Raw genomic sequence first — 18795 nt, 5'->3', positions numbered from 1 at the left:
GCCGATGTTGAGAAAAGCGGCGCCGGGTCGCCGCACTCCAAAAAAGAACAGGATCTATTAAAAGTTTTTTGTGGATTTTCGAACGAGGACGGCGCCTAGGTAGCTGATCCAGAAGCCCGTTGCAAAGCCAAGTAAAAATTTTAAGCTGGGGTAGAGAGTAGTGCCCATCTCTCCGAACCAGACCCCCAGAAAAACAACGATCAGCTGGGCAAGTCCTATCCATAGGATCTTCTGCTGCTTCTCGCCAAGAAGAAGTCCGCAGCCTATCCCCAGAGAGTGGCAAGCGAGATAGAGAGCCCCCAGCTGCCCAATGGCAAGAAGCAGAAGCGGAAATGCGAAGATCGCCACCTTCCACTTCTTCTCTGCAAGCGGAAAGAGCTTCCAGTAGATAAGCAGAAGTCCCGCCCCGACAGCTAGGCCACCTAGAATGTCTGTGAAGAAGTGCACTCCGAGGTAGACTCTTGAAAAGCAGAGCATAAGAGCAAAGATAAGCGCACTCCATCGAAAGAGCTGGTTTTTGCACTCGATGAACGCAATGCCAGCATAGAGCACCGCCGTCTGCGCAGCACCGCTTGGAAATCCCGGAGTCGAAAAACAGAGAACACCCACTGATGGATCGAGCTGACACGGCCTTGGAAGATCGAAAAACCCCTTCAACACCTTGCTCACCACCGCGCTTAGAATTAGAATGTAGGCCATCTTAATCCCCACGCGCCGGCTTACCAGATACCAGATAGTCGCAATAAGCACGAAGACGAACGCGTGAGAGTCCACATAGTTCCAGCAGATGAAAAACTGATCCATCCAGGGCGATCTCATCCACTCTTGCAGCTTGTGAATCCACTGCAGCTCTTCAGCGTACATATTTGATCTGCCACCCCTCTCGCATCACCGTCTTTACCCTCTCATACTCCAGCCTGATTTCCTCATCAATAGCTGTGAGCCTCACCAACCGGTCTCCCATTCTAATCCAGGGGTCGACCCCTCTGAATTTTCTCTTCACATGTAGATCGGCCTCTCCCCTCTCTACTAGAGTAAAGTGGCTTTCTGCAGTTGCGATCTGTGCCATCATTTTTTGGATGTGGGGATCTTCGGCATTTTGAAGCTTCTCCCAGACTTGATCATCTGTACCGAAAGAGATCTCCTCCGAGGAGAGAATCTTCTCGGCTAAAGCTCTGTTCAGTGCATCTGCAAGCCAGAGCGAGGTTAGGTAGCTACGCGCCGATCCCCAGCAGCTGTGCGTCATTAAAAGCGAAAAGAGAGCCACCTTTCGCATCAGGGCTGGCTTTGTCGATATCCACCTTCCTTCAGAAAACTCTAGATCCTCAACGATCTCAAGAGCCTCCTCCTTCGTTATCATCCCGCGCAAATAGGCCCCTTGGATGTTGTAGTCGATGCGGTCAGCGCATAGGTTAGGAAGCTCCTGTTCCAAAGCTTGAAAGCCCCCATGCTTATGGTGGATTTGCGAAATAGTAAGACCATGCCTCTCCAGAATCTCCCCTACTCCATACCTCTTTAAAAACCATTCATGAACGCTATCTTGATAGGCGTCCTTTTGCGATTCGAAGTTAAATAGAAAATCTCCGACATGTGAAAAGACAGTGTGTGAGGCGTCGTGGAGAAGACCTGCGATCTGCTCTTCGAATGAGGCGCCCTTTAGACGCAAGATCGCAAAAACTCCCACGCTATGATCGTAGCGTGAGTACTCCTCTCTGTGGGTTGTGTAGTAGGAGTCTCCATACTGGTGCACGGCCTTTAGCCGCTGCACCGCCGGGCTATTCAGAAGCTCTAGAATGAGGGGCTCTTCTACCTCAATTGGACCGTAAAAGGTCTCAATCTGCTGGCTCAAAAGAGTCAGCTGAGCAAAGAGTGTGAGTGCGAAAAAAATTTTCCGAAACATGTTATTTGCTAAACCAGGAGCTTCTCATGCTCTGGCTATATGTTTTTGCCAGATCATACTCTTGAAACTCTTTTTCTCGCTGGATGAAAGCGGGATGGTGGATTCTTCTCGTATGCCTCCTGCTCTTAAGCGGAGGAAGAACGTGATGCAGCATCTCGTGATAGATCACGTAGGAGATGAAGTGTTCTGGGATGTGCGCTTGATCGAGACGCCTGTGGATGTGAATGCGCTTGTCGCGCTGATTGTAAGAGCCGAACATCACGCGCCGCCTTGGCATCGAGCTCTTATCTCCCACCCAGGTGATCGCAAGATCGAGCTTTCCCTCAAAATAGTGCGCGTTTAGCCTGTCGTAGATCTCTTTGAGGTTATAGCACTCGCCCTGAGGCGAGGAGAGCGCGCGGCTCCGGCTCTTCTTCACTCCTACAAACGCTCGAAAAAATCTCTTAATCGACATCAGTTTATTCTGCTGCGGACTTTTCGAAAGAACTCATCGACATCGATCTCCGCTTGAGGGTCGATCAGAAATGTTGCGCTTGAAAGGTCGTGCTGGCTTGTATAGGCGTTCGGAACAGCAAAGGTGATAAGACCTGCACTGACAGCTGCAAGCACGCCTGTGCGGCTATCTTCAAATGCCACGCAGCGCGAAGGCTTAAGGCCGAGAAGCCCTGCTGTATGCAGGTAGATGTAGGGCTTAGGCTTATTCACGCCTTCTGGATCGGAAATATGCGAAAGATCATCCTCGCCTGAAACGATCGCTTCAAAGGCGTGTGTGAGCCCCAGATGCTCGAGGTTGTTTAGCAGCTCTCGTTTAGGTGCTGCAGAGGCCACCGCAAGCTTGATCTGAAGCTCCTCTCTTCTTTCGATGAGCACACGCAGAAAGCGAACCGTGCGCTCGATTAAGGGGATTCCGCTTTTATGAAACTCTTGATAGGCCTGGTGCTTGTCGTGGTAGATCGCCTCGGGAGAGTCCGTCGGCAGCTTCTCCTGCAGCTTGCGAGAGACGTGAATCGCATTATTGCCCGCAAATGGCGCATACTCCTCTTTCGAGAAGGGCATCCCCCGTTTATGCACAGCCTTCTGCCAGCTTAAAAAGTGAGCATGCTCCGTGTCGACCAGCGTCCCATCGCAGTCAAAAATAATTCCTAAAATATTCTCTTTCAAGCGACCTCTTTTTTAAGAGCAAATCATGAATCGAATTAGGCTAATTCTCAATAGATTTTTGGTCAAAAATAAATTATCACCCATGAAAAATTTAATATATCTCATCCCGTAGAGTTCAGCCCTATTAAGCTCGTAATATTTTCTATTTTATTCTCTCTGAAATACAGATTTTTGTTATAATTTAGGACCACTTTAAATTGAGGATCGTTGCATGGCAGTATCACTTACAGCGGAGTACCTGTACCAAGGTTCTAAATTTTTAAGTAGCGATCCCGTGACTGCAGCTACCTCTGTTTTAAGAGGAGAAGAGCCTCCTCTTGAGTGTCCAGAGCTCTTTCTGGGCATAGGCCGTGGAATCTACGGCCTTGGCACGGTGATCATCGCCCCCACGGGCCTCGCCTATCACATCTGCATGGCAGCCTACAGAGGAATCGAGAGTCTCTGTCAGGAAGATGATAAGGCCGCTGAAACGCTTAGAAACCACTCCTGGCAGCACCTCAGCGCAGCAGGAATGGACGCCCTCGCTTGCGGCATGGTTCTTCTTGGTCTCATCGTTATCCTCGCAGTAGCCGAATTCTTCTTCTCGGGTGAGCCTATTTTTGTAGCTCCCATGTTTCTGTTCTTTGCTGAACTCTACCTGGTCGATAACGAGAAGCCCCACGAGTGGGCTCTTCCTTTTAACTACATGCTCAGCGCAGCCGCTTGGGTGAAGCTTCTCTCTGATGTGAAGATCAATGGGGTAAGCGACCAAGAGCGCTATTCGGCAGAGTTTGCCTACTCTAAAGCTGTTTCTAAGGGATGGGCTATTGATACTCCGCTTTCTGAGAAGGAGATTCAAGACTACAATGAAGAGGTGCAACGCATCGCTAGATCCTACGAAGCAGAAGATCTTTTTTCAAAAGCTATAGAGCTCTCTCTCTTCTATCCGACACTGCTCAGCCGTTACAATAAGCTCACTCCTGAATACCAGCAGAGATTTACGGCGTTTGCTGCAAAAAAAGATGAGATTATGCAGCTGAAGGCAGCTGTAATAGCCCTGACTCTGTCCAGTACCGAGCAAAATCGTAATGGTCTATCGAAGGAGGAGTATCTCATCCGTGAGTTCACAAGAAGATATAAATCCATTCATGACGCACTTCCGCCTGTAGGCGCGCCGGCTCCTGCTCTTCCTGCAGCTGCGGCAGCTGCTGCTGCGGCCGCACCAGGCGGACCAGCTTAAAAAATTTAAACAAAACTAAGGAGATTACCCATGTCAATAGAAGCCCTTTCACAACACTACCTTAACTATGGCGTGGAGGTAATTGGCAAAGAAGAAACCACAGAGAAAGAGGTCACTCGCGGCGTCTACGCCCTGGGCCTCTGCGCTGTTGCCCCTGCCGGATTCCTCTATCACATCTCTGCTGCTGCATACTATGCGCTTCAGACGCTATGCGAAAACAATGCATCCGCTGCAGAGAGTCTAGGAGCAAGAGCAGTTGACCATCTTGCCGCAGGTGCTCACGACCTTTTAGCTGCTGCTCTCACTGCAGTCACACTCATTTTTATCGTGAGAGTCTCTCTTGCAATCTTCCTACTCGATCCTGTCCATCTGATAATGCCTGCAGCGATTATTCTAATGCCTCTCTTTGCGGACTTGGATCACGAATATCTCTCCATCCAGCTGCTTTTTGCATTAAAGCCAACGATGGCGCTTCTTGCGCTCGATTCAGAGCCCCAGCTCTACTTCGGCAAGATTCTATATGCAGCGTGTGTGCACGATAAAATCGCAGTAGAGGAGATTCCTCCTTCTCACAGAGGGTCTCTACTGAAGGTTTTACACTCTCTATCTATGGAGATGGGAAGTGATGTTGATAAGGGCAGAGGAACTGCTCAAGAAGTCTTTGTTAGAAAGATTCCAGAGCTCCACAGAGCTCTCCTCCAGCACAATGCCTTAGCAAACGGCGGAAAAGCGGCACTTGAAGCACAATACGGCCAGGCTCTACCAGCTCTAACTTAAGGAAGCACCCATGACACCAGCTTCTTTTACAGCCCAGTATCTGCATTTTGGTGCAAGGATGATGGAGCCTCCGCGCGAGGAGGTGGCCGAAGGGCAGGCTCCTTTTAGTTGCGAAGAGGGGCTTCTAGCGATGGCTAGGGGAGCCTACTCCCTCGGTGTGTGCGTCGCGGCACCAGCGGGCATCCTCTACCATATCTCTTGCGTGGCCTATATCGCACTTGAGCAGCTCTGTGCACCCGAGCCAGCTGCTCTCTCCACAAAAAAGCATGAGCATCTGCTCGCAGCGGGATATGATCTTATCGGTCTCTTGACTCTTACGATCAGCGCGCTGCTAATCGGCACAGTTGCACTTGCACTCTTAGCTGAAGAACCACTGCTACTGCTCTATCCCCTTCTCGTCATGCTAGGCATAGTTGCAATGGATGCCAATCCTGAGACGCGACCTCTGCTGCAATATAGCTGCCTGCCCTACGGCTACGCCACAAACCCACTTCAAACAGTTGAAATGCTTGACCTTTCTCCTACATAACAGCTCTATGAGTTTTTCTTTTTTGGAGTGCGGCGACTCGGCGCCGCTTTTCTCGGGCGACTCGGCGCCGCTGTTCTCGAGATCGACCTGGCGATCTCTCTTAACTTCTAACAAAATCGACAAGTCGATTTTAAGAAAAAGCGGCGCCGAGTCGCCGCACTCCAAAAAAGAACCTATCTACAAGGAATTAATATGGTTACGGCGATCGGTTCTGCGAATGACTTCATCTGGGAGGCGTTCGAGGAGAGCTTAACACCTCTTCCTGCGGACTCGGTTGATTCGAGGGTGTGGCATGCGCTCCCCTCTCTCCTTCTTCTACCTGCAGGTCTGGTCACGGGCTGCCTTGTTATCATCATCAAAGCTGCAAACTATGCACTTAGCTTCTTCGTTGCGGAAGAGGCGCAAGACCCCAGTCAGAACTTTTCGGCAGTTGCAAGAGATGCGCGCCTCTGGGATCAGCTTGGAGATCTTGAAGGGCAGATTGCGCTCGGCCATGACGATCCTACATTTTTGTATGGCACAGCCACCTGCACCTATCAAGACTCGGGAAGTGAAAACTGTCCCGCCTCTCAGTGGGCTAAGTGGGAGAGAAGCTGCATTCCCGACGAGAGCAACCGCTCTGGAAAGAGCAGCGATTTTTTCAGCCTCTATCAGACGCCTGCAGGACGCAAAGAGATCACAGACCGCCTGCACAAGCTGGGCGTTAACTCCTACCGCTTTTCAATCGAGTGGAGCCATATCCAGCCTGACCAGAACATCTTCAATATGCATGCGCTGCAGATCTATATCGACCTCTGCAAGCATCTGCGCGATGAGGGAATCGCCCCCATGGTCACACTCCACCACTTTTCCGAGCCGCAGTGGTTCCACGATTTTGGAAGCTTTGAAAGAGAGGAGAACATCCAGCTCTTTGTAGATTATGCAGTGCCAGTATTTACCCATCTTGCTCAGCCTTACAAAGGCAGACCCCTTGTCGAGCACTTCTGCACGATCAATGAGCCGAATATCGAGGCCTTCTCGCGCTACGTGCGTGGCTCCTACTCCCCTGGAGTGGTCATGGACTTCGAAAGAGCTGGCATCTTCCTTAAAGGTGCGCTAAAAGCCCACTGCGCCGTATACGACGCACTAAAAAGAATAGAGCCCAATGTGCAGATCGGCATCGTGCACCAGCGCCTCTCATTTAAGCCCACAAATCCGCTACTATTTTTAGTAACGCGCTACTTAAATCGCCTGATCAACGAGAGCGTTTTAAACTTCTTTAAAACGGGCGACTTTGAATTCAAGTTCCCGCTAATCTGCAACATTGTGGAGAAGAACCTCCATCCGCCGACCGATTTTGTCGGCCTGCAGTACTACGTGCGTCCAAAGATTGGCATGCTTGGGCCCACGAGCGACGGCGAGGCGATGACAGCGATGCCCTTTCATGAAGATCCAGAGGGGCTCTACGAGGCTGCACTAGAGGTCTATGACGCCTTCAAGAAGCCGATCATCATCACAGAGATGGGCATCTCCACTCATGACAACGCTCAGCGCTCCAGATTTAACCAGAGAGCCCTCTACACAGCAGAGAGGGTGCAGCAGGCGATTGGAAAGGAGAAGCTCAGAGGCTACCTCACCTGGTCGATTGGCAATAACTTCGAATGGGATATGGGAATGCAGCCTCAGGCGTTCGGGGCCTATCCTGTAACAGGTGGAAGCATCGCTGCAGATCCAAAACCCGGCATGGATACCTTCATCCGTGCCACTCAGGCCTGGAGAAGAAGCCTCCTGGCAGCAGACGCCGCTGCTTAATTGTGCTCGACCTCGAGGATGATAGAGTAGTGATCGCTTATATCCAGTGTGTTGACGAGGCGAGCTGATAGATTTAGAGGGTGTTCGGCTAAAGATCTCTCATCCACCAGTGCGTAATCGACAGCCTGTCCAGATGGCACGGGCCTCTCACGGCCCATCACCCGTGCTGTGTGTAGATCGGTGCAGGTGTCATGATCCTCTGGCTGCGTAAGAGGATTGAAATAGTTCTCTTGAAGCCCGGATGCGAGATACTCGCTCCCCACATCCAGTGTGCGGTGGATGTTTAAGTCACCGAGAAGGAAGCAGGGCTTGTTTGAGAGCTGCTTTAGTTCGGGAATCTTCTGAGTGATGAGTGCAAGCTGCGCCCTACGCATCTCTGGATTATTTCCAGCTTCCATGTGAGTTGTAATAACCCAGCTTTTAGGTGTCTCAACGCAGAAAAACCCGCGCTTAATTCCATTCTGATCGGGGAATTCGACAAAGATAGGCTCTCTAAGGATGGGCTGTTTCGACGCCAAGAAGAGGCAGCTCTCCATCCGCCCCGTGTTCGGGCCGATCTGCGTGTAGAAGTGGGCGTAATCGCCTTTCAACTTCTCAATCAAGGCGCGCGCAGGACCAAAAGAGACCTCCTGCATCACAACAAGATCTGAATTCATATATTTTAAGAAATCTGCAACCTGCTCAACTCGTTCAGAAGCGGGTCTTACTCCTCCAAATGGAATGGGAAGGCCTCCCCAGAACATGCACGCATTCAGCGTGAGAAGACGGTACTTATTTTTTGGAGCTTCCCCTTCACTCTCGCCTTTGATGTAGGTGCAGGGCGAGCTCTTGAAGCAGTTAGCAACGAGCTCTAACGCAACTCCGCAGAATGTTAAGGCAAGGGTTAGAGGGGCAAAGAGTACCGTGAGTGCCACACGGGCGACGCGGACGAGCATCTCGATCTCTTCACTCTCAAAATTTCCAAATTCTCCTGGAAGTATGGCTGAGTAGGCGTGGAGAACTTGTTCTGAGGAGTAGTGCATCCCCCACTGAAGCTTAAGAGCAACCCAGCTGAGCGCCTGCCCGACCTGATCGTTCCAAGAGATGAGCATAGGGTTAAATGTAACTGGCAGTGCAGCGGGGATTGGTTCTGACATTCAATAACTCCACATAATTATGGAGAAATTATAGCAGATCGAAAAATAAAAAAATGTGGATTAAAAATTTTACTTAAAGAGAAGCTTTCCAGGCGCTGATCATCTCGACAAAGGGCTGAACCCCAGGCTTATACTCTTCACTAAGGGTGCGCTCTTTTGTAAGTGAGAAGGCGCCAAATCGGGGCTTCCAGCCGAGGAACCACTCGAAGTTATCGCTAAACGACCAGATGATGTAGCCCAGCATGTTTTCAGGGCCAATCTTCTCTCTTGCCTGTTCGGCTGAGTAGAGCGCGCGGGAGAGGTATCTCGCCCTCTGTTCGTCGCACTCTGTGGAGATCCCATTCTCGGAGACGATCACAGGTGCATTAAACGCTTCGTGAACTGAGACGATCGCTTCAAAGAGGCCTTCGGGATCTTCGTAGATGCCTTGCATCGTCGTCTGCGGCTTGTTAAGAGAGAGTACCCCCTTGAGTCCCAAGTAGACCCTACCGTAGAACTGCACGCCTGCAAAGTCCGCCTTTGGCTTCAGCGTTTCTGCACACTCTTCAACGACGTTGCAGAGAAGCGGAATTTTGCACTCGAATCTTCCCGTCTTAAAAAAGTTGAGTACCGCCTCGTGAAACTTGTTGAGAGACGAAGTGACGGGCTTCATAAAAAAGCTCTGGGGAGAGAACTGGAGGTACTGGTGGGTGATACCGATCTTAATCCCCTCTCGCTTCTCTTCTCTTGCGATCTCTTTTAAGTCGGCATAAACGCAGCAGTGTGCTTTCAAGAGATTTAAGAGGAAGCGGGCGGCTCTGGAAAAGCGGCAGTAGAGGCCTGGAGAGAAGTAGCCGACGACGTAGCGGCAATTTGCCTCAATGCTAGGCTCGTTGATCGTGCAAAAGAGCTGAACCAGCGGAGCTCCCTTATACTCCTGAACGAGCTCTTTAAACGCCCATTTGCAGAAGGTCCGGAAGTATTCGATATTCTCCTCTTTTTCAAAGCTGTCCATCTCGTGGAACCAGCGGGGCTCTGAAAAGTGGTGGAGCGTGATGAGTGGTTGAATCTCATGGTCGCGTAAGGCCTTACAAAACTCGACGTAGGTTTGCAGCTTCTCGTGATTGAACTTTCCCTGTTCGGGCTCTAAGTGGGACCATTCGATGCTAAAGCGGTAGGTGTTTACGGTTAAAAGCTTCAGGCGTTTGATCACCTCTTGGGGAGCGGTGCGGTAGAGCTCAAAGAGGTTTACTGCAGCACCCGATCGATTATTCACAGGTAGGCAGCGGCTCTCCCAATCGCTCCACTGCGACTCTGGACAGTGCGTTGCGCCTGAGTCTTGGAACATGCTTGTTGCTACCCCGAATAGAAAGTGGGGATTGCCGTGGCCGAGAGGGGGCGCGTTTTTAAAATCTCCAAAGCTATGCCATAGAGTTGGATCTTCTAAAACTTTATGAAAGTCGCCAAATTGTTGTTTAGTCATATATAAATATTAATTTTAAAATAACACTCTATGTGCAAAGTTTCAAGCATTCACTCTCTTTAAACCTAGCAGCCAGCTGCTCCCCTGCGCAAAGCAGGAGCTTAAATAGAAGCGGCACTAGAATCAGAAAAGCCATTGAGACCAGCGGATGAATTCCATGCATCCAGAGAGAGTTGAAATCGTGGCCTGGTGATTTATCAAAAAAAGCGGACGCGGCGTAGATAAGACTCTGCACCAGACTAAAAAGGGCCATCATATGCAGGTAGGTGCTAAGTTCCGGATGCGACTCTTGTGTGAAGTGGGCTGCACTTAAAAGAGCAAGAGTGGCAGTGAATGTAGCCGCAGTCCCAGCGCCGCTTACCAATAGACGGGATAGATCTATTCCGTAGTACCTTCCCAATTGTGACAGTTTGTAGCTCCAATGGAAGGTAACGGCGTGGTCCCAGTAGATGCGGATCTCGGGTCTTGAGTCTTGAAAAAGGGCCTGCGCGGCAGTCGCATGTCCCTGTTCATGAATAAGGGTCATCGCAGTCATCTCAAAAAGGGTAGCGAAGCCGACGGCCGATAGGCAGTGCAACACCTTTTGCGTGAACTGATTGGTCTCTAGATCGAACTGCGCCTCTTGTGTGCCAAGCTTCTTAAGCCTCTCATTCTCGTGAGTCAAATAGACCACAGCAGATCGGATACCTAGGTTGATTAGAGCGACAAGTCCGAAGATCTTCGTGTAGGTGCTAGGCAGGGACGTTGGGACCATAAATGGAGCCGCAACACCTATGCTAGCCAGCATTAGAGCGATCTCCTGCAAGCCCGTAACGACCACCTGGGCATAATCAAGCGCCCGAACCATCTGCTGCTTCCGGGCCAGCTCTACAGCAGCCTCAGGAGCAGCCTCAGGAGCAGCCTCAGGAGCAGCCTCAGGAGCAGCCTCAGGACCTTGCAGCTTCTGGCACTCTTGATTCAAATAAAGTTTTACACCATGCATTAACGCATTTACAAAGACCATGGTAACGAGGGCTGCCCCGTAGGAGACGAGGGTAGAGGAGGGAAGCACGATCAGGCAGGAGAGGAGCGCAAGGCCCCCTAGGCCTAGTGCCAGCTCTTTGAGGCTCCTGAGAGCCACCTGGGTGACTAAACTACCCTCTTCTGAAGGCCTTTCTGGCACGCCAGCTGGTATAACTACTGGTGCAACTGGAGGCTCTAAACTTAATGCGGTCATAGAATTCTCATATTTAAACTTAAATTATACGCAAATTAAAGTTTAAATACAATTAATAGTTAAAATTTTAATTTAACTATTAATTCTACCAGGTAAAGTCTAGGCGCACATTACCCTTTTGACCAAAAAAGTGGTTTCCAATCTCCGCAGTATACTGCATCGTGAACGCAAAGTGCGGCAGCGAGAAGCTAAGGCCAGCGCTCGGCGCAAAGAGGTTCCAAGTGTGATCCCAGCCCACGACTTTAAATGGAATCGTCTGGTCTACAAATGTTGAGGTGTACTTATCGCGGTGTAGCGGCACATCAGCGATCCATGCAAGCGCAACAAGCGGCGTGATGCAGTAGGGCTTATCTCTATCGCCTACGCGGTAGCGGAAGCTCATGCCCGTCTCACTTCTAAACGTTCTACTGTTATATTCAGAGACGTTCAAGTTAAGGCCGCCCGCTTTCTTCTCAGTGAATCTATTCTCATGGAGGTAGAGATAGTCGAGGTTCACGTAGGGAGAGGCAACAAAGCGAGAGCGGCCCCAGAAGAGTCCCGCTGAGAGCTGGCCCGCGATATTGTAACCATTAAAGCGGGATACAGCGTGTCGATTGATGGTTAAAAAGTTGATTCCACGCGTTACGTGGTATCTATCGCTACCGGCGAGCAGCGTTGCTCCAAGATAAGCCTTTGACGTCTTGTAGTCGGTGTAGATCGCGCCGTAGTAGCTATTTACATTTGCATGACCGCGGTTCTCTTTCCACTTTAACCTGCTATGGTCATAAGCTCCCCCAACTCCGACAACCCAGTTGCTTGCGACTTTCGCATCGAATCCGCCAGCCACACCACCTATTGTTGCATGGAAGCCGGTCTGCTGTCCTAGATTATCCACTTCAAATACGTTTCCGAAGGGCTCTACCCAGATATCGAAGGGTTTGAATTCGCTACATTTTCTATTGGGTCTATTGTGGAAGATAGAGACGAGTTCGGCCCCCACCTCAGTATTGAGCTCTTCCATAGAGCTATACTGCGATGGCTCCATCTCAGTTAAGGCGTCATTCACAACAGCATCGCTCTGACCTGCGAGAGAGTTTATCACGTTGGCCAGATCGGTATCGGGTGCGAGATCTCCAGAGGCGTTTATCGCGTTGATATTATTCGCAACACTTATCGTGTTGGATCCTGAGAACATGACACCGTTAAAAATGTTTCCCTGACCTGCAGTTGTTAGCGTGATCTGCACGGAATTGGCTAGAATGCGTCGAGTTAACATAAAGTTCGGATTGGTGATCACGAGTGAGGAGAAGTCACCAACTACGCCGCCTCCAGCTGTAATAATCGTATAGGTTTGCGTTTGAGCATAGGTGCCTGATAATGGAATCACCTCAAGTTCACCACCTAGAGTTGCAACGCCAGAGGCTGCTATCAGATCGGTTGTAAGGGGTGTGACCTCGTTTTCAAGCACAGATGAGCCCGTGAGCGTTAAGGGACCACTCACAGTCAACGTGCCGATCGAATTACCAGGCGTTAATGTTCCATTATTTGTTACACCGCCAACGCTACCCGTACCGCTTAAAATTCCACTCACACCTATCGTCACGGCGCTTGTAAGCGAGCCCTGCACATTTAATTCTCCTGCTGAGACTGTTGTTACGCCTGTATAGGTACTAGCTCCAGTTAAAGAGAGTGTACCCGTTCCAACTTTTGTAACTGTCCCTCCAGCTCCTCCACTTATGCCGCCATCTTGCAACGCTCCATTAAATATAGTTAAAGGTGTTGCTGTTCCGAGCGTGAGGTTTTTGCTTCCAAGGCTCACTGTGCCGGAGCTGGTCAGATCCCCTATTTGAGAAGAAGTTGTAACTCCGCTGATATCGAAAAAGCCTGGACTTGTCACGGCCAGAGGAGCTGCACTGTTCAAACTACCGCTGCCAGAAAGAGCAAGCTTACCAGCATTGATTGTGGTTCCTCCTGTGAAGGTATTTGCACCCGTAAGCACAACGTTTCCAGAGCCTGTTTTGGTGATGCTTCCACCAGTTCCTGCAGTGATTCCTGCATCTTGAATGACACCGCCGAAGGTCGTAGATGCCGTTGCTGTGCCGAAGGTAAGGGCTTTACTTCCAAGGCTGACACTTCCCAATCCACTTAGGTCACCCACTTGGGTAGAGGTTGTAACGCCGCTGACATCAAAGAAAGTAGAAGCTGCAACGGAGACCGGGCCCGAAGAAAGTAAGCTTCCGCTTCCAGAGAGAGCGAGCTTGCCTGCGCTAATTGTGGTTCCGCCAGTAAATGTGTTGGCTCCTGAGAAAACGGCATTTCCAGATCCTGCTTTGGTGATGCTTCCACCAGCTCCTCCACTAATGCCACCATCTGCAATTGCCCCACTAAAGGTGGTGGATGCAGTCGCAGTTCCGAAGGTAAGAGCTTTGCTTCCGAGGCTGACAGTTCCCGCGCCGCTGAGGTCACCGACTTGGGTAGTTCCTGGGGTAATTCCGCTGACATCAAAAAAGCTCGAGCTACCGACAGCCATAGCTCCGGTAGTTGCGATACTACCACTGCCAGAGAGAACAAACTTACCTGCATTGATTGTGGTTCCACCTGTATAGGTGTTTGCACCAGTAAGCACCGCGTTTCCAGATCCTGCTTTGGTGATGCTTCCACCTGTTCCTGCAGTAACTCCTGCATCTTGAATGACACCACTAAAAGTCGTGGACGCCGTTGCAGTACCAAATGTAAGAGCTTTGCTTCCAAGGCTGACAGTTCCCGCGCCGCTGAGGTCACCCACTTGAGTTGAACTTGTAATGCCGCTGACATCAAAGAAGGTTGATCCTGCAACAGAAACCGCACCCGCACTACTTAAGCTTCCGCTGCCTGAGAGCAGAAGTTTTCCTGCGCTGATTGTGGTTCCGCCTGTAAATGTATTGGCTCCTGAGAAAACGGCATTCCCAGATCCTGCTTTCGTGATGCTTCCAGCGGTTCCTCCGCTAATGCCACCATCTGCAATTGCCCCACTAAAGGTGGTGGATGCTGTCGCAGTGCCGAAGGTAAGAGCTTTGCTTCCGAGGCTGACTGTTCCTGCGCCGCTTAGGTCACCCACTTGGGTAGAGGCTGTGACACCACTGATATCGAAAAAGCTTGAGCCTGCAACCGAGACTGGTCCAGTAGAAAGAAGGCTTCCACTTCCAGACAGAGCGAGCTTGCCTGCGTTGATTGTAGTTCCGCCTGTAAATGTGTTTGCCCCTGTAAGCACGGCGTTTCCAGACCCTGCTTTGGTAATACTTCCGCCAGTTCCTGCGGTGATTCCGGCGTCTTGAATAACACCATCGAAGGTAGTGGATGCTGTTGCGGTACCGAAGGTAAGAGCTTTGCTTCCAAGGCTGACTGTTCCTAATCCGCTTAGGTCACCCACTTGAGTAGAAGTTGTGACGCCGCTGACGTCAAAGAAGGTTGATCCTGCAACAGAAACCGCACCTGCGCTATTTAAGCTCCCACTTCCAGATAGAACGAGCTTGCCTGTGCTGATTGTAGTTCCACCTGTAAATGTATTTGCTCCGGTAAGCACAGCATTGCCAGACCCTGCTTTGGTGATGCTTCCTCCAGTTCCTGCTGTGATGCCGGCATCTTGAATGACACCATCGAAGGTCGTAGATGCTGTTGCGGTACCGAAGGTAAGAGCTTTACTTCCAAGGCTGACACTTCCCAATCCGCTTAAGTCACCGATTTGAGTTGAACTTGTTACGCCGGTGATATCAAAGAAACTTGAGCTAGCAACGGAGACTGCTCCAGTAGAAAGGAGGCTGCCACTTCCAGAAAGAGCCAGCTTGCCTGCGCTGATTGTAGTTCCGCCAGTAAATGTGTTAGTTCCAGAGAACACAGCATTTCCAGAGCCTGCTTTGGTGATGCTTCCACCAGCTCCTCCGCTAATGCCACCATCTGCAATCGCGCCACTAAAGGTGGTGGATGCTGTCGCAGTTCCGAAGGTAAGAGCTTTGCTTCCGAGGCTGACTGTTCCTGCCCCGCTTAGGTCACCCACTTGGGTAGAGGTTGTGACACCACTGATATCGAAAAAGCTTGAGCCTGCAACCGAGACTGGTCCAGTAGAAAGAAGGCTTCCACTTCCAGACAGAGCGAGCTTGCCTGCGTTGATTGTAGTTCCGCCTGTGAACGTGTTTGCCCCTGTAAGCACGGCGTTTCCAGAGCCTGTTTTGGTGATGCTTCCACCAGTTCCTGCAGTGATTCCTGCATCTTGAATGACACCGTCGAAGGTCGTAGATGCTGTTGCTGTGCCGAAGGTAAGAGCTTTACTTCCAAGGCTCACAGTTCCCAATCCGCTTAGGTCACCCACTTGAGTAGAAGTTGTGACGCCGCTGATATCGAAGAAAGTTGAGGCTGCAACAGAGACCGGGCCTGAAGAGAGGAGGCTTCCGCTTCCAGAGAGAGCGAGCTTGCCTGCGCTAATTGTGGTTCCGCCAGTAAATGTATTGGCTCCTGAGAAAACGGCATTTCCAGATCCTGCTTTCGTGATGCTTCCGGCGGTTCCTCCGCTAATGCCACCATCTGCAATTGCCCCACTAAAGGTGGTGGATGCTGTCGCAGTTCCGAAGGTAAGAGCTTTGCTTCCGAGGCTGACAGTTCCCGCGCCGCTTAGGTCACCAACTTGAGTAGAGGTTGTGACACCACTGATATCGAAAAAGCTTGAGCTGGCAACAGAAACTGCACCAGCGCTATTTAAGCTGCCACTTCCAGATAGGGCGAGCTTCCCTGCATTGATTGTAGTTCCGCCTGTAAAGGTGCTTGCACCGGTAAGTACCGCGTTTCCAGATCCTGCTTTTGTGATGCTTCCACCTGTTCCTGCAGTAACTCCTGCATCTTGAATGACACCGTCGAAGGTCGTAGATACTGTTGCTGTGCCGAAGGTAAGAGCTTTACTTCCAAGGCTAACAGTTCCCGCACCGCTGAGGTCACCCACTTGAGTTGAACTTGTAATGCCGCTGACATCAAAGAAGGTCGATCCTGCAACAGAAACCGCACCAGCGCTATTTAAGCTTCCGCTGCCTGAGAGCAGAAGTTTTCCTGCGCTGATTGTGGTTCCGCCTGTAAATGTATTCGCTCCCGAAAAAACGGCGTTTCCAGATCCTGCTTTGGAGATGCTAGCTCCTGTGCCCCCGCTAATCCCTCCATCTGCTAGCGCTCCGGAAAATGTTGCTGTTGCGGTAGCAGTGCCAAAGGTAAAGCCTTTACTGCCGAGATTTCCGGTTCCTGAGCCAGTCAAGTCCCCTACTTGTGTTGAACTAGCAGTAAGCCCGCTGATATCAAAGACGCCTGGCGACGTAATTGTTAATGCTCCACCCGTATTAAGACCTGCAGCTAATGTAAGCGCAAGAGTTCCGCTATTAATCGTTGTACCACCAGCATAGGTGGTCGATGCGGTAGTGAGAGCGAGAGTTCCTGTAGTTGTACCATCATTGACCTGCAAGGACGCCCCGGCCAAACCGTCAAGCGTTCCTGTTTCAGTCAAAGTCTTTCCAGCGGTAACGCTCACTGTGCTAGCAGCACCAATCGTAATATTTTTTGCTGTTGAAAAAGTTCCATCTGCAATGAGCGCCTTTGAAGCCGCAATGGTGATTCCCGTCCCCGTTCCAAGCTGGTTATCAGCGCTGACTTGCAGAGATCCCCCGTTGATGAGCGTATTTCCATTATAACTACTTGCAGTAGAGAGAGTGAGTTTTCCAGCGCCATTCTTATTAAAGCTGCTTCCAGGAGTTAGACCAAGGCTCTTTGTAAAGATCGTATCGCTAGAAAAGGAGAGGTTACTAGATGTTGTGCTCTGAGCATAGAGATCTTCTCCTTTTGCTTGTCCAGCTACACCATTCGGAGAACCTCCGGATCCCGCACTTACAGAGCTCGAAGCAAAAGTAACTCCATCGATAGTAAGAGAGCCTCCCGTGCGCAGAAAGATCGCTCCGCCAAGACCCGCACCACCACCGCCGCCTCCTCCAACACCACTACCTTCAGCTCCTCCATTTCCGCCTTCTGTGCCTCCTGTTCCACTGGCACCGCCACCCCCGCCGCCAAAAACGCTTGTTCCACCAAATACATTCGATCCAGAAGCGCCTCCGCCTCCGCCTCCACCAAAACCTCCGCTGCCAGTAGCCACACCACCATTACTAAAACCACCGGCGCCACCGCCTCCGCCAAAATCACCGCCAGCTCCGCCGCCTGATGCAGCTCCTAGAGAAGCCCCGCCACCGCCAGCAAAAGCACCGCCTACCCCTCCTTTCCCCGCACCAGGAGATAGACCATTGTTTGTTCCCGAACCACCACCACCTCCACCAAAGCCCCCAGTTCCGCCCGAGTTAATAGCGCCGGAGCCTGAGCCTCCGCCCGAACCGCCGCCGCCACCGCCTGTAGCGTTTACTCCTGCACCAGTGGTAGCTGCACCTCCATTTGCCGATGCAAAATTATTTCCCCCAGCTCCGCTAGTTGTACCGCTGCTAGCAGCACCGGACGTCAACGTACCGCCGCCGCCACCACCAGAGTTGCCAGATGCACTGCCTCCTTTCGAAGCGGTGACGTCTAGCTTTGGAATCCAGTTTCCACCGCCGCCGCCGCCTCCGCCTTCGACACTACCCGATCCCCCGATGCTGCCAAATCCGCCACCGCCACCGCCTCCCCCGTTGTTTCCACCTGATGCCGAGCCTCCATTACCACCGCGGTAGCCTCCTCCACCCCCTGAGCCCGGGGCATTACCGCCATAACTTTGTCCAGTACCTCCTGCTCCGCCCGCCGCTGCACAGCTTGTAAACGAGCTATTAGAAACTGTGACAGAGGCTCCCGCATCTACGAAGAGACCACCACCCGCTCCCATACCGCCGCCGCCGCCATCGCCGTTTGAGCCACCATTACCGCCCGAAATTTTACAGTTCTGAACGTGAAGGCCATCGATACCCACAGTGATGCTAGTGCTAGTGTTGCTGTAGCTAAAAACGGGTGTTACAAAAAAGGCTTGAAAGCTCGAAGCTCCATCGATCGTGTTGCCATTACCTGTGATTGTGATCGAGGAAGAGGTTGCAGGAACCGCGTTTGTCGCAAGAATTGGAAGGTGATCTGACAGGGTGATCGTGGGAAGACTTGGATTAAAAGTAATCGTAACAACAGGATCGGTGTTAACTCGAACAACTTGATCCAATACGTAGCGCAGCGATCCCGTATTTCCTGAACCATCAGTGATGGTGTCGCCACCTCTATCAACAGTAAAGGCATTTACTGCATGAACAGCGGGCATTGCAAAGAGTGAGAGGTACGCATAGCCGAAAGCCCTAACCCAGTTCTCTCTTCTCATATCTTCATCTCCAAAAAAACTTATGGTTAAAACCGCTTATTAACAAATCAAGATAAGAGATCAAGGAGAACTTTTAAGGATCTATCGCTAAAGAAGCCCGCCGAGGAAAAATGGACGATAATGGACGATAATGGACGATAATGGACGAGGAACGGACGGGAAATGGACAGGCGGGCAAGAGAGAGGGAAAGAATTTCTTTCTTTGGCGCGTGTCCGTTTCTCGTCCATTAACGTCCATTAACCTTTTTCCGAGCGCCTCTTCTAAGGGCTCCCCACTTTTTTT

General features: G+C 51.0%; 12 protein-coding genes. 4 read left to right on the top strand and 8 right to left on the bottom strand.

The genetic code is table 11. The features are described 5' to 3' along the window. Window positions 1-57: 57 nt before the first annotated feature. From HYX48_07800 to HYX48_07785, 4 genes are read right to left on the bottom strand one after another with little or no spacing between them, the layout of a single operon-like run. Window positions 58-864 (bottom strand): phosphatase PAP2 family protein, encoded by an 807-nt coding sequence (locus HYX48_07800; protein ID MBI2743802.1) that lies wholly within the window; start codon window positions 862-864, stop codon window positions 58-60. Next, window positions 854-1900, bottom strand: coding sequence for a hypothetical protein (locus tag HYX48_07795; protein ID MBI2743801.1), 1047 nt, complete (start codon window positions 1898-1900; stop codon window positions 854-856). The genes HYX48_07800 and HYX48_07795 overlap by 11 nt, the downstream gene beginning before the upstream one ends. Window position 1901: 1 nt before the next feature. Next, complete coding sequence (locus HYX48_07790; protein MBI2743800.1) at window positions 1902-2354, bottom strand: M48 family metallopeptidase; 453 nt, start codon at window positions 2352-2354, stop codon at window positions 1902-1904. After that, window positions 2354-3061: an HAD family phosphatase gene (locus HYX48_07785; GenBank protein ID MBI2743799.1), complete on the bottom strand. Its 708-nt coding sequence runs from the start codon at window positions 3059-3061 to the stop codon at window positions 2354-2356. The genes HYX48_07790 and HYX48_07785 overlap by 1 nt, the downstream gene beginning before the upstream one ends. Window positions 3062-3272: 211 nt before the next feature. On the opposite strand from HYX48_07785, the gene HYX48_07780 reads away from it, so the two are divergent. The 4 genes from HYX48_07780 (at window position 3273) to HYX48_07765 (ending at window position 7377) form a co-directional block, all read left to right on the top strand. Further along, window positions 3273-4280 (top strand): hypothetical protein, encoded by a 1008-nt coding sequence (locus HYX48_07780; GenBank protein ID MBI2743798.1) that lies wholly within the window; start codon window positions 3273-3275, stop codon window positions 4278-4280. 30 nt (window positions 4281-4310) lie between these two features. Continuing rightward, the gene (locus tag HYX48_07775; GenBank protein ID MBI2743797.1) at window positions 4311-5057 is read left to right on the top strand and encodes a hypothetical protein; all 747 of its coding nucleotides are present in this window, start codon (window positions 4311-4313) and stop codon (window positions 5055-5057) included. Between the two features lie 10 nt (window positions 5058-5067). Beyond that, window positions 5068-5586 (top strand): hypothetical protein, encoded by a 519-nt coding sequence (locus HYX48_07770; protein MBI2743796.1) that lies wholly within the window; start codon window positions 5068-5070, stop codon window positions 5584-5586. A gap of 192 nt (window positions 5587-5778) precedes the next feature. Beyond that, window positions 5779-7377, top strand: a complete 1599-nt coding sequence (locus HYX48_07765) for a glycoside hydrolase family 1 protein (protein ID MBI2743795.1) — start codon at window positions 5779-5781, stop codon at window positions 7375-7377. Here the strand turns inward: HYX48_07765 and HYX48_07760 are convergent. The 4 genes from HYX48_07760 to HYX48_07745 form a co-directional block, all read right to left on the bottom strand. Continuing rightward, complete coding sequence (locus HYX48_07760) at window positions 7374-8513, bottom strand: endonuclease/exonuclease/phosphatase family protein (GenBank protein ID MBI2743794.1); 1140 nt, start codon at window positions 8511-8513, stop codon at window positions 7374-7376. The two genes, HYX48_07765 and HYX48_07760, sit on opposite strands and share 4 nt — an antisense overlap. A 73-nt stretch (window positions 8514-8586) precedes the next feature. Further along, the gene (locus tag HYX48_07755) at window positions 8587-9975 is read right to left on the bottom strand and encodes a glycoside hydrolase family 1 protein (protein MBI2743793.1); all 1389 of its coding nucleotides are present in this window, start codon (window positions 9973-9975) and stop codon (window positions 8587-8589) included. A gap of 28 nt (window positions 9976-10003) precedes the next feature. Further along, the gene (locus HYX48_07750) at window positions 10004-11191 is read right to left on the bottom strand and encodes a hypothetical protein (GenBank protein MBI2743792.1); all 1188 of its coding nucleotides are present in this window, start codon (window positions 11189-11191) and stop codon (window positions 10004-10006) included. Window positions 11192-11276: 85 nt separating this feature from the next. Continuing rightward, a complete protein-coding gene (locus HYX48_07745) occupies window positions 11277-18512 on the bottom strand; it encodes an autotransporter-associated beta strand repeat-containing protein (GenBank protein ID MBI2743791.1) in 7236 nt (2411 codons plus the stop codon). Window positions 18513-18795: the final 283 nt, after the last annotated feature.

Source organism: Chlamydiales bacterium, from assembly GCA_016185065.1.
In the GTDB taxonomy this organism is placed as follows: Bacteria; Chlamydiota; Chlamydiia; order Chlamydiales; family Rhabdochlamydiaceae.
The sequence above is the reverse complement of the archived record's forward strand: the minus strand, read 5'-3'. Positions and strand labels throughout refer to the sequence as shown.

Coding starts and splice junctions, on each gene's coding strand:
- HYX48_07745 (MBI2743791.1), bottom strand. CDS start 18,512: ATGAGAAGAGAGAACTGGGTTAGGGCTTTCGGCTATGCGTACCTCTCA.
- HYX48_07755 (MBI2743793.1), bottom strand. CDS start 9,975: ATGACTAAACAACAATTTGGCGACTTTCATAAAGTTTTAGAAGATCCA.
- HYX48_07790 (MBI2743800.1), bottom strand. CDS start 2,354: ATGTCGATTAAGAGATTTTTTCGAGCGTTTGTAGGAGTGAAGAAGAGC.
- HYX48_07780 (MBI2743798.1), top strand. CDS start 3,273: ATGGCAGTATCACTTACAGCGGAGTACCTGTACCAAGGTTCTAAATTT.
- HYX48_07770 (MBI2743796.1), top strand. CDS start 5,068: ATGACACCAGCTTCTTTTACAGCCCAGTATCTGCATTTTGGTGCAAGG.
- HYX48_07765 (MBI2743795.1), top strand. CDS start 5,779: ATGGTTACGGCGATCGGTTCTGCGAATGACTTCATCTGGGAGGCGTTC.
- HYX48_07760 (MBI2743794.1), bottom strand. CDS start 8,513: ATGTCAGAACCAATCCCCGCTGCACTGCCAGTTACATTTAACCCTATG.
- HYX48_07775 (MBI2743797.1), top strand. CDS start 4,311: ATGTCAATAGAAGCCCTTTCACAACACTACCTTAACTATGGCGTGGAG.
- HYX48_07750 (MBI2743792.1), bottom strand. CDS start 11,191: ATGACCGCATTAAGTTTAGAGCCTCCAGTTGCACCAGTAGTTATACCA.
- HYX48_07800 (MBI2743802.1), bottom strand. CDS start 864: ATGTACGCTGAAGAGCTGCAGTGGATTCACAAGCTGCAAGAGTGGATG.
- HYX48_07795 (MBI2743801.1), bottom strand. CDS start 1,900: ATGTTTCGGAAAATTTTTTTCGCACTCACACTCTTTGCTCAGCTGACT.